We start from the raw sequence: 14,302 nt of genomic DNA on the forward strand, positions 1-14,302 counted from the left end.
TAATTCCCCATAACCCCCCCCCCCCCCCCCCCGACTCTTTCTCCCGCCTTGCCGGCTCGCCTTGCCCAGTGAGCGAGGGCGCCTACCCCCAGGCCCACTCGATTCCCAGGATCCCCGACCGCACCCGTGGCTCGACCAGGTGCACCGAGCCGTGGTGACCGCTCAGCGTCAGCTCCTGGCGGCCGCTGCGCGGCGCCGCCGCCGAGTGCTGCGTGAACCGGTGACATCGCACGGGCAAGGTCTCCCCGGTGAACCGCACCTGGAGGGCGTACTGCCCGCCCGCGAAGCTGAATCCGCGTACGTACTCGCTGGACGCCCCGGCCGTGCCGTCGTCGAAGCCGTAGCGGAAGAGATACGTGTCGCCCGCGCGCAGCCGCGTGTCGAAGAGCAGCTCGGCCACGAGGACCCCGGTCTCCTGGTGCCAACGCACCCGCCCCGTACGGCAGTTCTCCAGAGCGTGCACCGCCATCCGCTCCGGAGCGCACCCCGGGTCGCCGTGGTGGATGGCCATATAGCGGTCCACGCCCTCTTTGTGGGCGCGCACTATGTGGTGCGACTCGCGGCCCACCAGCTCGCGCTGGGCGCCGATCCGTACGCATTCGTGATGACCGAGGGTGTGCAGCCCGCTTTCGAGGGGCGAGTCCAACTCGTCCAGGAGCCGCTCCAGGACGCCGGAGGCCTCCACGAGAGCGCGGTAGGAATGGCCCGAGGAGCGGTCCGGGACGGACTGCTCCTCGGCCTTGGCGAGCAGCCGGATCAGTGACTCGTCCGGGAGTTGGAGGATCTCCTCCAGGGCGCGGACGGCGCGCAGCGACTCGGGGCGCTGCGGGCGGCGGGCGCCCTGCTGCCAGTAACTCAGGCTGGTCACCCCAACCTTGACCCCGTAGCGCGACAGGTGGTGCTGTACCCGCTGCAGGGGAAGTCCGCGGGCGGCGATCGCGGCGCGCAGTGCGATATGGAAGGGCCCGCCACGCAGGGCCGTCTCCAGTTCCGCCGTGGCGAGGTCCGCGTGCTGTGTGCCGTGCCGCATGCAGGGGGCCTTTCTATGAATGCTCACAACGGCTGGTCAGGCCGCTCGTGCGGGTGGTCGGTGCCGCCGTGGCGGCGCGCGGGGTCTGTTTCACGCGCGCGTGTCGCCGTTCGCAGCCTCAAGTTCCACCGCATTGAAGCGTGTTGGCCAAGCCGCGACAACACCTGATGCGCAACGCGCCCCAGGAGTCGCCTGAACCCCTGCCGACCCTTGTGTCCCAGTAGTCTCCTAATCCTCACGCCCCAACAGCTCTCGTATCGCCCCCACCGAAAGCGCCGACTTGTGGAGGAAGCCGCGGGCCGGGCTGGCGGCGACGAGTTCCTGGAAGTCCTCCAGGGAGTGCGTGGAGATCAGGATCACGGCGGCCACGCCGCCCGCGAGCCGCCGCGCCAGGTCGAAGCCGCTCTCGCCGTCGAGGTCGAGATCGACCAGGACGACGTCCGGGGCCAGGTCACGGACCCGCACGACGGCCTCCGCGCCCGTCGAGGCGACACCGACGACCTGCACCCCGTCACGCTCCAGCAGGGCGCGCGCAGCCTCCAGGAACCGGGCGCTGTCGTCGACGAGGAGACAGCGCATGGACATGCTGAAAGCTTCCCAACGGGTTGTCCGGTGCGCCTTGCAGCTAGCCGGAAAGAGGTGAAGTCCTTTGGACCCGAAAGGGAGATCCGTGCTCACGGAGAGCAGTGGCGAGTCACGCGCGGTAGCGTGACGATGCCCTGGGCGGCCGTGTCCTGTCGGTCGGACAGGGGTGCACGATGATGTTGCTCCGACGAGAACGAAGGCGAGCCCCGCGCCCGTTCTTCCCCGTCTCTGCGCGGGCCTGCTTGGCGTCGGCGGCGGAGAGCGCGACGGAAAGCGTTCCGGGGCGCGTACGGGTCCGGTCGACTCGGCGGCCGCCGGGGGCGACTTGCCGGACCTGCTCACCAGCACGCAGGGTGGGTCCAAGGAGGGGCTGTTCGACCCCGACACGGACGACAAGGCCTTCACGAAGGGGCGCGGTTCGATCTCCTGGGTCGGGCACTGGATGTACGGCGAGTACACGAAGGCGTTCCCCGGCGAGGTGAGGACCGTCCCGTTGCCCGACTTCGGCGAGGGCACGGTCGCCGGTACGGGGTGCTGGCAGCGGGGTGCCATCACCGGCACCACCGACGGCGACGCGGTCTGTCGCCTCCTCGCTCATCTGCTGGAACCCGGCCACATCCGCCGTATGACGCAGGCGAACGGGGCGATCCCGGCGACGAACGGCGCGGTGAGGATCTCCCCGGCCGTCGCGGCGGGCGGTATCGAGCACCTGTTCATCCAGCAGCTGAGGACCGTCGCGCGACCGCGCTCGCAGACGCCCGCCCACCCCGCCGTGACCTTGGCCTCCCCAAGGCCGTCACCCAGGCCTTCGCGAAGATCGTCGTCGATGGTGCCCCGGTCGGGGCGGCACTGGACCAGGCGGTCCGCGAGATCGACAGTGATCCGGCCGACCACCAGGGTTACCCGGACGACGGGCCATGAGCAGCCCTCCCGGCGTGGGCGGCGCACCCGCCGACGGCACCCAGCGCGCGTGGCGCAGGCCCGCTCACCGCTGCTCGCGCGGCTTCGGGTGGGCACCAAGCTCATGCTGCTCGTCCTGCTGCCGGTCGCCGCACTGCGCGCCTTCACCGTCGTCTCGGCGCTGGCCCGGTGGAGCGGCGCGCGCCATCCAGGACTTCCAGGCGTCGACCGAGGTGTCCTTCGTGACGGCCGGACTCCAAGAGGCGGTCGCCCGCGAACGTCTCGCCGAGGTGCTCGCCGAGGCGGCCCCGCAGCGGGCGGAAACGGCGGCCGAGCGGGACGCGGCCCGTCGGGCCACCGACCGCGCCTTCACGGCCGCGGAGGACGCCGCCTCAGGCCACGAGGGGCACACCGACATCAGCGGCGTCCTCAGGTCCCTGGAGAACCGACTCCACGCGGTGGACAGGTGACCGCCCGGGGCGTACACGGAGGGGGTCCAATAGGGGGGGCCTTGGACTCGGTGACGTGTGTACGCGCCGGGCGGTCGGTCTCGGACGGAGAGGCAGCCGTCCGGGTTCAGGGGAGGCAGACACCAGGTCTTGGGACAGGCATTTGCCCTGTGTCGGCGCCTCTATCGGCAGGCAGCGCCGCCTCGTGCCGCGAGCCGCAGGCCCTTGGCACGCACGATGTCGGGGTCCCGCGGGTCGAGGGCTTCGCGAAAGGAGCCCACCTCGTCGTCGTACCGGCGGACACGGACCGACCGCCGTCGTTTCTCGATCCGTGTCCGCCGCATCTCCCGCTGCCCTTCCACCGCTTGACCCGCCGTCCCTCGCCCGGGACGACCGGTGCCTTGCTCCTGCACTGGTTCGAGCATGGCTCCGCGAGGTCCGGGTGTCGTCACGGGCAGCCCCCAATTCCGCTTCCGGCTAGCCGTAACCGCCCAGGTTCCGGCAGGCTGTTGGAGGCGCACCGTGCCGCAGGGGCCGGGCCAGGGGAAGCCGGGGCCATGGACGCCAATCAGCAGCTCCCGCAGGGGCGGGTCGTTCTCGCCGACGACGATGTTCTGCTCAGAGAGGGGCTCGCAAGTCTCTGCGAGCGCGTCGGCTACCAGGTGGCCGGACAGGCCGGTGATGCCGTACGACTCCTCGAACTCGTCGCCGAGGAACGCCCGGACCTGGCGATCGTCGACATAAGAATGCCGCCCCATCACTCGACCGAGGGCCTCAAGGCGGCCCGCACGATCCGTGAGCGTCACCCCGCCACCGGCATTCTGGTCCTGTCGGCCTATGTCGAGGTCGAGGACGCCCTGGAACTGCTGGCCGGCGGCCACAAGGTCGGGTACCTCCTGAAGAGCCGGGTCACAGTCGTGGACGAGTTCATCGAGTCGCTCGACCGGATCCGCAGGGGCGGCTCGGTCGTCGACCCCTCCCTGGTGCGCGAGCTGTTCGCGGCCCAGCGGCGCGACGACCCGCTGTCCTTCCTCAGCAGCCGCGAGCGGGAGGTCCTCGCACTCATGGCCGAGGGCCGCTCCAACGCGGGCATCGGCCGCCGACTGTGGGTCACCGAGGGCACCATCGAGAAGCACGTCCGCAGCATCCTGGGCAAACTGCACCTTCCGGAGGCCTCCGACGACCACCGCCGCGTGCTGGCCGTGCTGACGTTCCTGGAGTCGCGCTGAGAGGTCCCCATCTCCGCGTTCTGTCCACAGGCGGGAGCCGGGAGCACGACGCGGTGTCAGCCCCCGCCAGTAGGGTGTGAGACATGGCCGACCCCTCCAGCTACCGCCCCAAGCCGGGACAGATCCCGGACTCTCCCGGGGTGTACAGATTCCGCGACGAGCACCGCCGGGTGATCTACGTCGGGAAGGCGAAAAGCCTGCGCCAGCGCCTGGCCAACTACTTCCAGGACCTGGCGAGCCTCCACCCGCGCACCCGCACCATGGTCACCACCGCCGCGTCGGTGGAGTGGACGGTCGTGTCCACGGAGGTCGAGGCGCTCCAGCTGGAGTACTCCTGGATCAAGGAGTTCGACCCCCGGTTCAACGTCAAGTACCGCGACGACAAGAGCTATCCGTACCTCGCGGTGACCATGAACGAGGAGTTCCCGCGCGTACAGGTGATGCGCGGCCACAAACGCAAAGGCGTGCGCTACTTCGGTCCCTACGGACACGCCTGGGCGATCCGCGACACCGTGGACCTGCTGCTGCGCGTCTTCCCTGTGCGCACCTGCTCCGCCGGCGTCTTCAAGAACGCCGTCCGCACCGGCCGCCCCTGCCTCCTCGGCTACATCGGCAAGTGCTCGGCCCCCTGCGTCGGGCGCGTCTCCGCCGACGAACACCGGGATCTGGCCGAGGAGTTCTGCGACTTCATGGCCGGGCGTACGGGGACGTACATCCGCCGCCTCGAACAGCAGATGACGGACGCGGCCGACGAAATGGAGTACGAGCGGGCGGCCCGGCTGCGCGACGACGTCGAGGCCCTGAAGAAGGCCATGGAGAAGAGCGCGGTCGTGCTCGCCGACGCGACCGACGCCGACCTGGTCGCCGTCGCGGAGGACGAGCTGGAAGCGGCCGTGCAGATCTTCCACGTGCGCGGCGGACGCGTGCGCGGCCAGCGCGGCTGGGTCACGGACAAGGTGGAGGCCGTCACCACCGGTGATCTCGTCGAACACGCGATCCAGCAGCTCTACGGCGAGGAGACGGGCGACTCCGTCCCCAAGGAAGTGCTCGTCCCGGCGCTGCCCGACCCGGCGGAGCCCGTCCAGGAGTGGCTGACCGAGCGCCGCGGATCGAACGTCTCGCTGCGTATCCCGCAGCGCGGCGACAAGAAGGCGCTCATGGAGACGGTGCGCCGCAACGCACAGCAGTCCCTCGTCCTGCACAAGACCAAGCGCGCCTCCGACCTGACCACCCGCTCGCGCGCGTTGGAGGAAATCGCCGAGGCCCTCGACCTGGACAGCGCGCCGCTGCGGATCGAGTGCTACGACATCTCCCACCTCCAGGGCGACGACGTCGTGGCGTCGATGGTCGTCTTCGAGGACGGACTCCAGCGCAAGAGCGAGTACCGGCGCTTCCAGATCAAGGGCCGCGTCGGAGACACACAGGTCTGGCACGGCGAGGGGCAGGACGACGTCCGGTCCATGCACGAGGTGATCGCCCGCCGCTTCAAGCGCTACATCGCGGAGAAGGAGAAGACGGGGGAGTGGGCGGACGGCGAGGCCGCGCTCACCGAGGACGATGGGCGCCCCAAGCGCTTCGCCTACCCCCCGCAGCTCGTCGTCGTCGACGGTGGCCAGCCGCAGGTCGCCGCAGCCAAGAAGGCTCTCGACGAGCTCGGCATCGACGACATCGCCGTATGCGGTCTCGCCAAGCGGCTGGAGGAGGTGTGGCTGCCGGGCGAGGACGACCCGGTGGTCCTGCCCCGCACCAGCGAGGGCCTGTACCTGCTCCAGCGGGTCCGTGACGAGGCGCACCGCTTCGCGATCACCTATCAGCGCGTCAAGCGGGCCAAGCGCTTCAGGTCGGGCCCCCTCGACGAGGTGCCGGGGCTCGGCGAGACGCGCAAGCAGGCGCTGATCAAACACTTCGGTTCGGTGAAGAAGCTGCGATCCGCGACAATCGACCAGATCTGCGAGGTTCCCGGCATAGGCCGTAAAACGGCCGAGACGATCGCCGTGGCCCTGGCCCAGGCGGCCCCGGTCGCCCCCGCCGTGAACATGGCGACTGGAGAGATCATGGAAGACGAGGAATACGGGGCGCCCGAAACGACGGCGAGCTCCCCGGAGGAGCCCGTATCCGCGGGCGCCTCGGACAAGCGACGGGGGCAGGAGACATGACCGAGAACGAACGCCAAGAACGCCAACCACATACCGGCGACGCGCAAGAACACGAACCACGGCCCGGTGACGGTCAAGCACGCCCGTCACAGCCCGGCGACGGTCAACAACACGAAGCACAGCCAGACGGCGCTACGGACGCCCCCGACAGCCCACAGGAGAGTACGACGATGGAGACGGTCGCGGTGCCCGAAGCCGCCATCCCCGAGCTGGTGATCATCTCTGGGATGTCCGGCGCCGGACGGTCGACGGCAGCCAAGTGTCTGGAGGACCTCGGCTGGTTCGTCGTCGACAACCTGCCGCCCGCGCTGATCCCCACCATGGTGGAGCTCGGCGCCCGCTCCCAGGGCAACGTGGCCAGAATCGCGGTCGTCGTCGACGTACGAGGCCGCCGCTTCTTCGACAACCTCCGCGAGTCGCTCGCCGACCTGGCGTCCAAGCACGTCACCCGGCGGATCGTCTTCCTGGAGTCCTCGGACGAGGCCCTGGTGCGCCGCTTCGAGTCGGTACGCCGCCCGCACCCCCTCCAGGGGGACGGCCGCATCGTCGACGGCATCGACGCCGAGCGCGAACTGCTGCGCGAGCTGCGCGGCGACGCCGACCTGGTGATCGACACCTCCAGCCTGAACGTGCACGAGCTGCGCGCCAAGATGGACGCCCAGTTCGCGGGCGAGGAGGAGCCCGAGCTGCGGGCCACCGTGATGTCCTTCGGCTTCAAGTACGGCCTTCCGGTCGACGCCGACCTGGTGGTGGACATGCGCTTCCTCCCCAACCCGCACTGGGTTCCGGAGCTGCGCCCCTTCAACGGCCTCAACGAGGAGGTCTCGGCGTACGTCTTCAACCAGCCCGGCGCCAAGGAGTTCATCGACCGCTACGCCGAGCTGCTCCAGCTCATCGCGGCCGGATACCGCCGTGAGGGCAAGCGGTACGTGACCATCGCGGTCGGCTGCACCGGCGGCAAGCACCGCTCGGTCGCCACCGCCGAGAAGCTCGCCGCCCGCCTCGTCTCCCAGGGCGTGGAGACCGTGGTCGTGCACCGGGACATGGGTCGCGAGTGACCGGACGTGCCGCTCTGCGGCTGAGCAGGCTGCGCCGGGTTGCCGCCGAGGGCCAGGGCGGCAAGCCCGTCGTGGCGCGCGGTGCCAAGCCGCGCCGCCGCGGCGCCCAGCCCAAGGTCGTCGCCCTGGGCGGCGGCATGGGCCTGTCCGCCTCGCTCGCCGCGCTGCGCCGGATCACCGGTGACCTCACGGCCGTCGTCACCGTGGCCGACGATGGCGGCTCCAGCGGGCGCCTGCGCGACGAGCTGGGCGTGCTCCCGCCCGGTGACCTGCGCAAGGCCCTGGCCGCCCTCTGCGGCGACGACGACTGGGGCCAGACCTGGGCCCGGGTCATCCAGCACCGCTTCCAGTCCAAGGGCGACCTGCACGAGCACGCGGTGGGCAACCTGCTGATCGTCGCCCTGTGGGAGCAGCTCGGCGACCATGTCCAGGCCCTGGACCTGGTCGGCAGACTGCTGGGCGCGCACGGCCGGGTGCTGCCCATGTCCGCCGTACCCCTGGAGCTCCAGGCCCTGGTCAAGGGACACGACCCGGACCGGCCCGACGACGTCGACACCGTGCGCGGTCAGGCCACCGTGGCGCTCACCCCCGGCGAGGTGCAGTCCGTGCACGTCGTGCCGCACGACCCGCCGGCCGTCCCCGAAGCCGTCGCCGCGGTCCTGGACGCGGACTGGGTGGTGCTCGGCCCCGGCTCCTGGTTCTCCTCGGTGATCCCGCACCTGCTGGTGCCCGAACTGCTCGACGCGCTCATCCAGACGAAGGCCCGCCGGGTGCTCTCCCTGAACCTCGCGCCGCAGCCCGGAGAAACCGATGGCTTCTCTCCGCAGCGTCATTTGGAGGTTTTGGGACGACACGCCCCTAAACTCGCCCTGGACGTGGTGCTGGCCGACGAGGCCGCCGTGCCCGACCGCGATTTGCTCACCGATGCCGCCAAGCGGCTCGGCGCCGCGGTCGAGCTGGCGCCGGTGGCCCGGACCGACGGTAGCCCGAGGCACGACCCGGAGCTGTTGGCCGCCGCGTACGACCGTATTTTTCGGATGCATGGAAGGATCGGCCCATGGCGATGACGGCAGCGGTGAAGGATGAGATTTCCCGGCTCCCCGTCACCCGGACCTGCTGCAGAAAGGCGGAGGTCTCCGCCATTCTGCGGTTCGCCGGCGGCCTCCACCTGGTGAGCGGCCGGATTGTGATCGAGGCGGAGCTGGACACCGCGATGGCGGCGCGCCGGCTGAAGCGGGACATTCTGGAGATCTTCGGCCACAGCTCCGAACTGATCGTGATGGCACCCGGCGGCCTGCGCCGCGGCTCCCGCTACGTCGTGCGCGTCGTCGCGGGCGGCGACCAGCTGGCCCGGCAGACGGGGCTCGTCGACGGCCGGGGCCGCCCGATCCGCGGGCTGCCCCCGCAGGTGGTCTCAGGGGCCACCTGCGACGCCGAGGCGGCCTGGCGCGGGGCGTTCCTGGCGCACGGCTCGCTCACCGAGCCGGGCCGCTCCTCCTCCCTGGAGGTGACCTGCCCCGGCCCCGAGGCGGCGCTCGCCCTGGTCGGCGCCGCGCGCAGGCTCCAGATCGCGAGCAAGGCCCGCGAGGTCCGTGGCGTGGACCGGGTGGTCGTACGAGACGGCGACGCGATCGGGGCGCTGCTCACCCGGCTCGGGGCCCACGAGTCGGTGCTGGCCTGGGAGGAGCGGCGGATGCGCCGCGAGGTCCGCGCCACGGCGAACCGGCTCGCCAACTTCGACGACGCCAACCTGCGCCGGTCGGCCCGCGCGGCCGTCGCCGCCGGGGCCCGGGTGCAGCGGGCCCTGGAGATCCTCGCCGACGAGGTGCCGGAGCACCTCGCGGCCGCCGGCCGGCTGCGCATGGACCACAAGCAGGCCTCCCTGGAGGAACTGGGCGCGCTCGCCGACCCGCCGCTGACCAAGGACGCCGTGGCCGGCCGTATCCGCCGTCTGCTGGCGATGGCCGACAAGCGGGCCCAGGACCTCGGTATCCCCGGGACGGAGTCGAACCTCACCGAGGAGATGGCGGACAACATGGCCGTCTGAGCTCGTACGGGCGACGGGGCTGTCTGAAGCTCGCGCGGACGGCGCGGACGGCGCGGACGGCGCGGACGGCGCGGACGGCGCGGACGGCGCGGACACTGTGGTCGTCTGGGCTCGTACGGGCGTCCTGTCCGCATTGGCTCGTACGAGCGACGTGGCCGTCTGAGGTTCGCGCGGGCGACGTGGCCGTCTGGGCGCGGACGTTCTGTCCGTGTCGGCTCGCGCGGACGTCCTGACCGTGCCGGCTCGCGCGGACGTCCTGACCGTCTGGGCTCGCGCGGACGTCCTGACCGTCTCGGCCCGGGCGGATGCCCTGTCCGTGTCGACCCCCACGGGTGCCCCGTCCACCTCCGTCCGCTCGGACAAACGAGCGGTCCGAACCGGTCGTACAGACCGGCGTTCTGGCCCCCTGCGGACAACTGGCCCGCCTGAGCCCGTCGTTCATGCCTGACGCCGCTGGTGCCGAGTCCGGCACCAGCGGCGGTTTGCCGGTCCTTGTGGCCGTCTTGACATGATCATGGAGGATGACCAGCCTGGCGTCTGCGCACAGATGTGCCGGACAAATGCAAGGGGGGCTCATGAGACGAAGAGCGAGATCGATCCTCGCCATAGCTGCACTCATGCTGGGCGGGGCGAGTCTGGCGCCCATCGCTCAGGCGGAGGGCGGCCGTTCGGCCGACCCGGGTGCGGACGCCGTCAAGGTGTTCCACGCCGACGTCACACAGCAGCAGGTACCTCTGTTGCTGGCGGCGGGTCAGGACGCCCACGAACTCGGCGAGCAGGTTCCGGCGAAGGGCACCGCCCAGGTCGAGGTCTACCTCACCGACAAGCAGGCGGGGCAACTGGAGGACAAGGGCGTCGACCTCACCGAGTACAAGATCTCGGCGAATGCGGAGGCGCGCGTCGAGGCGGCCGCTGACGGTGTGTACCGCCCGTACAGCGGAGCGGGCAATCTCCAGGAGGAGATCGTCAAGACCGGCCAGGCGAACCCCGACCTCACCAAGGTCGTCTCCATCGGAAAGACCCTCCAGGGGCAGGACATCCTGGCGCTCAAACTGACCAAGGGCGCCACGAAGACCAAGGACGGCGCCAAGCCGGCCGTGCTGTACATGTCCAACCAGCACGCCCGTGAGTGGATCACGCCGGAGATGACGCGGCGTCTGATGCACTACTACCTGGACAACTATTCGACGGACAAGCGCATAAAGAAGATCGTCGACACGACCGAGCTGTGGTTCGTCATCTCCGCCAACCCCGACGGTTACGACTACACGTTCGACCCGGCCGGCGACCGCCAGTGGCGCAAGAACCTGCGTGACGTGAACGGCGACGGCGTCATCACCACCGGCGACGGCGTCGACCTCAACCGCAACTTTGCCTACCAGTGGGGTTACGACAACGAGGGTTCGTCGCCCAACCCCACCAGTGAGACCTACCGCGGCGCGAGCGCCGGCTCCGAGCCCGAGACCAAGGCAATGGACGCCTTCGAGAAGCGCATCGGCTTCACGTACGGCATCAACTACCACTCGGCGGCCGAGCTGATCCTCTACGGAGTCGGCTGGCAGGTGGCGACCCCGAGTCCGGACGACGTGCTGTACAAGTCCCTTGCCGGTACGCCCGAGAACCCCGCGATCCCGGGTTACCGCCCGCAGGTCTCCTCCGAGCTCTACACGACGAACGGTGAGGCCGACGGCCACGCCTCCAACGTCAACGGCCTGGCGATGTACACGCCCGAGATGTCGACCTGCCAGACCGCGTCGAACCTCGACCCGAACGACGCCTGGAACGCGGCGGACTGCGCTTCGGTCTTCACCTTCCCGGACGACGAGAAGCTGATCCAGCAGGAGTTCGCGAAAAACATCCCCTTCGCGCTCTCCGTCGCCGAGACCGCGGCCCACCCCGACCAGCCGTCCTCCTCGCTCGGCCTCCAGGCGGCCGACTTCACGCCCGCCGCCTTCTCCACCTCGTACTCCCGCGGCGCCGACCAGGAAGTCTCCGTCGTCGTACGGAAGTCCGTGCGTGACAAGGAGCTCAAGTACCGCGTCAACGGCGGCCGTACGTGGGACCAGGCGCTCAAGCCGTGGGAGGGCGGCGAGACCTACGGAGGCGAGGACAACCTCTACTTCGACGAGTACCGCGCCCTCGTCCAGGACGGTGAGCCGGGCGACAAGGTGGAGGTCTGGTTCACCGGAGAGACGAAGAGCGGAAAGCCCACCTCCAGCGAGCACTTCACCTACACCATCGCCGAACGGCCCCGTGCCGACACCCTCGTGGTAGCCGAGGAGACCACCGCCGCCGCCCAGACCCAGACGTACGTCGACGCGCTCAAGGCCAACGGCCGTAAGCCCCTCGTCTGGGACGTCGCCACACAGGGTGCGCCTGACGCGCTCGGTGTGCTCGGCCACTTCGACACGGTCGTCCACTACACCGGCGCCGACCGGCCCGGCTACACCACCCAGCTCCAACTGCGCGCCTACCTCAACGAGGGCGGCAAGCTGATCGAGGCGGGCGAGCAGGCGGGCGGCAGCGTCGCTCTCCCAGGCGCCCTGACGAACGACTTCAGCCAGTACTACCTGGGCGCCTACTCCCGTACGAGCACTCCGGGCGCCACCGCCTTCACCGGCTCGGGAGCGCTCGCCGGCACCACCGGAGCACTCGCCGGCGCGCCCGGCAACCCGCTCAACGCGGCGGGGTCGTACAGCGTCACCTCGGACAACCTGCCCGCCACCACGTACCCCCAGTTCACGAGCGCGGGCGCGGGACAGTACCCGGGGACCGTCAATCCGTACGGGCCCTACGAAGGCGCGTCCATGGCGGCCGTCACCCACTCCGACTACGCCTGGAACCGTCTCACCCGCACCATCGACCTCACCGGAGTGAGCGCGGCCGAAGCGCCCACCCTGCGCACCCAGCTCCTGTGGGACACCGAGGAGGCCTACGACCACGCCGTGCTCGAGGCCCACACGGTCGGGGCCGACGACTGGACGACGCTCCCGGACAAGGGTGGCGCCACCAGCACGGCCGTACCCGTCGAGTGCGAGGCCGGGTACTTCGTGAAGGCGCACCCCGCCCTCACGCGCTATCTGACGCTGGGCTCGACCGCCTGCACACCCACGGGCACCAGCGGGTCCTGGAACAGCTTCACCGGAGCCTCCGACGGATGGCAGGAGGTCAACTTCGACCTCTCCGCGTACGCGGGCAAGACGGTCGAGGTGTCGCTGAGCTACATCACCGACCCGGGTTCGGGCGGCCACGGTGTCCTCGCCGACAACGCCACCGTCGTCATCGGCGGCACGGCCGGCCCGGTCGAGGGCTTCGAGACCTCGCTCGGCGCCTGGAGCGTCCCCGGACCGCCCGCGGGCAGCCCCGCGGTCATCAAGGACTGGGGGCTCTCCGGTGAGCTCTTCAAGACATACGGAGCGATCACCACGGACGACACCGTGCTGCTGGGCTTCGGCCTGGAGCACGTCACCGCGGCGGCCGACCGCACGGCCCTCGTCGGGAAGGCTCTGGCGGCACTGCGCGGCTGACTCCGCGTGACAGTCGTGTGAACACGGAGGGTGGTCCATACCCCTACTGGTGGGTACGGACCGCCCTGCCGTGTATAGGGCATCTCGATGTCATGCCGGAAGCCTCAGGGAGGTAGGGTCGTAGGCGGTCGGGGACATCCCATACAACTCGCCGGCATCTGAGCCGGCGTACCAACGAGGAGATCGGTTCGTGACGATCCGCGTAGGCATCAACGGCTTTGGCCGCATCGGTCGTAACTACTTCCGCGCGCTGCTGAAGCAGGGTGCTGACATCGAGATCGTGGCTGTCAACGACCTGGGTGACACCGCGACCACCGCTCATCTTCTGAAGTACGACACCATCCTGGGCCGCCTCCAGGCCGAGGTGACGCACACCGCCGACACGATCACCGTGGACGGCCACATCATCAAGGTGCTGTCGGAGCGCAACCCTGCCGACATCCCGTGGGGTGAGCTGGGCGTCGACATCGTCATCGAGTCGACCGGCATCTTCACCAAGAAGGCCGACGCCGAGAAGCACATCGCGGGCGGCGCCAAGAAGGTCCTCATCTCGGCTCCGGCCTCGGACGAGGACATCACGATCGTGCTCGGCGTCAATGAGGACAAGTACGACGCGGCGAACCACCACATCATCTCCAACGCCTCCTGCACCACCAACTGTGTGGCGCCGATGGCCAAGGTTCTCCTGGAGAACTTCGGCATCGTCTCGGGCCTGATGACCACGGTCCACGCCTACACCAGCGACCAGCGTCTCCAGGACTTCCCGCACAAGGACCTGCGCCGCGCCCGTGCCGCCGCCGAGAACATCATTCCGGCGAGCACCGGTGCGGCCAAGGCTCTCGGCGTGGTCATCCCGGAGCTGGCGGGCAAGCTCAACGGCATGGCGATGCGGGTGCCGGTTCCGACGGGATCCGTCACCGACCTGGTCGTCGAGACGGAGCGCGTGGTGACCAAGGAAGAGGTCAACGCCGCGTTCCAGAAGGCCGCCCAGGGTGAGCTGAAGGGCTACCTGGACTACACCGAGGACGCGATCGTCTCCTCGGACATCGTCGGCTGGCCGGCCTCCTGCACCTTCGACTCCTCCCTGACCATGGTGCAGGGCAACAGTGTGAAGATCATCGGCTGGTACGACAACGAGTGGGGCTACTCCAACCGCCTCGTCGACCTCACGGTCTTCGTCGGCGGCCAGCTCTAAGTCCCGGAGCAGGCAACTCGATGTGAGTCAGGGGGGGGGGGGGGCCGGGGGGGGGGGGCGCCCCCCCGCGGGCCGGGCGCGGTTAACAAAAAACAACCCCACCCCACACAACAAAAAAACCAATAT

Annotated in this window: 11 protein-coding genes; 8 read left to right on the forward strand and 3 right to left on the reverse strand. The window is 69.8% G+C overall.

Going from position 1 to position 14,302, the window contains the following annotated elements:
- Positions 1-82: 82 nt before the first annotated feature.
- From ACFWP7_RS41750 to ACFWP7_RS41760, 3 genes are all read right to left on the reverse strand, one after another.
- The gene (locus tag ACFWP7_RS41750) at positions 83-1,030 is read right to left on the reverse strand and encodes a hypothetical protein (RefSeq protein ID WP_384393608.1); all 948 of its coding nucleotides are present in this window, start codon (positions 1,028-1,030) and stop codon (positions 83-85) included.
- A 228-nt stretch (positions 1,031-1,258) separates the two neighbouring features.
- Positions 1,259-1,615, reverse strand: coding sequence for a response regulator (locus ACFWP7_RS41755; RefSeq protein WP_384393611.1), 357 nt, complete (start codon positions 1,613-1,615; stop codon positions 1,259-1,261).
- Positions 1,616-2,209: 594 nt separating this feature from the next.
- Positions 2,210-2,641, reverse strand: a complete 432-nt coding sequence (locus ACFWP7_RS41760; protein ID WP_384393613.1) for a hypothetical protein — start codon at positions 2,639-2,641, stop codon at positions 2,210-2,212.
- A gap of 116 nt (positions 2,642-2,757) precedes the next feature.
- On the opposite strand from ACFWP7_RS41760, the gene ACFWP7_RS41765 reads away from it, so the two are divergent.
- The 8 genes from ACFWP7_RS41765 to gap all read left to right on the forward strand — a co-directional run bounded on the left by ACFWP7_RS41765 (position 2,758) and on the right by gap (position 14,176).
- Positions 2,758-2,985, forward strand: coding sequence for a hypothetical protein (locus ACFWP7_RS41765; protein WP_384393616.1), 228 nt, complete (start codon positions 2,758-2,760; stop codon positions 2,983-2,985).
- Between the two features lie 536 nt (positions 2,986-3,521).
- The gene (locus ACFWP7_RS41770; RefSeq protein ID WP_384393619.1) at positions 3,522-4,193 is read left to right on the forward strand and encodes a response regulator; all 672 of its coding nucleotides are present in this window, start codon (positions 3,522-3,524) and stop codon (positions 4,191-4,193) included.
- Between the two features lie 83 nt (positions 4,194-4,276).
- The gene (uvrC, locus tag ACFWP7_RS41775; protein WP_384393622.1) at positions 4,277-6,349 is read left to right on the forward strand and encodes an excinuclease ABC subunit UvrC; all 2,073 of its coding nucleotides are present in this window, start codon (positions 4,277-4,279) and stop codon (positions 6,347-6,349) included.
- Positions 6,346-7,407 (forward strand): RNase adapter RapZ, encoded by a 1,062-nt coding sequence (gene rapZ / locus ACFWP7_RS41780; RefSeq protein WP_384393625.1) that lies wholly within the window; start codon positions 6,346-6,348, stop codon positions 7,405-7,407. The genes uvrC and rapZ overlap by 4 nt, the downstream gene beginning before the upstream one ends.
- Entirely contained in the window at positions 7,404-8,474 is a 1,071-nt protein-coding gene (gene yvcK, locus ACFWP7_RS41785) for a uridine diphosphate-N-acetylglucosamine-binding protein YvcK (protein ID WP_384393628.1), read from the forward strand. The genes rapZ and yvcK overlap by 4 nt, the downstream gene beginning before the upstream one ends.
- Positions 8,465-9,454, forward strand: coding sequence for a DNA-binding protein WhiA (gene whiA / locus ACFWP7_RS41790; protein WP_365428073.1), 990 nt, complete (start codon positions 8,465-8,467; stop codon positions 9,452-9,454). The genes yvcK and whiA overlap by 10 nt, the downstream gene beginning before the upstream one ends.
- Before the next feature lie 575 nt (positions 9,455-10,029).
- Positions 10,030-12,981 (forward strand): M14 family zinc carboxypeptidase, encoded by a 2,952-nt coding sequence (locus ACFWP7_RS41795; RefSeq protein WP_384393632.1) that lies wholly within the window; start codon positions 10,030-10,032, stop codon positions 12,979-12,981.
- 190 nt (positions 12,982-13,171) lie between these two features.
- Positions 13,172-14,176, forward strand: a complete 1,005-nt coding sequence (gap, locus tag ACFWP7_RS41800) for a type I glyceraldehyde-3-phosphate dehydrogenase (protein WP_384393635.1) — start codon at positions 13,172-13,174, stop codon at positions 14,174-14,176.
- The last annotated feature ends 126 nt before the right edge of the window (positions 14,177-14,302 follow it).

Origin of the sequence: Streptomyces sp. NPDC058470, from assembly GCF_042721055.1 — a bacterium.
Taxonomy (GTDB): Bacteria; Actinomycetota; Actinomycetes; order Streptomycetales; family Streptomycetaceae; genus Streptomyces.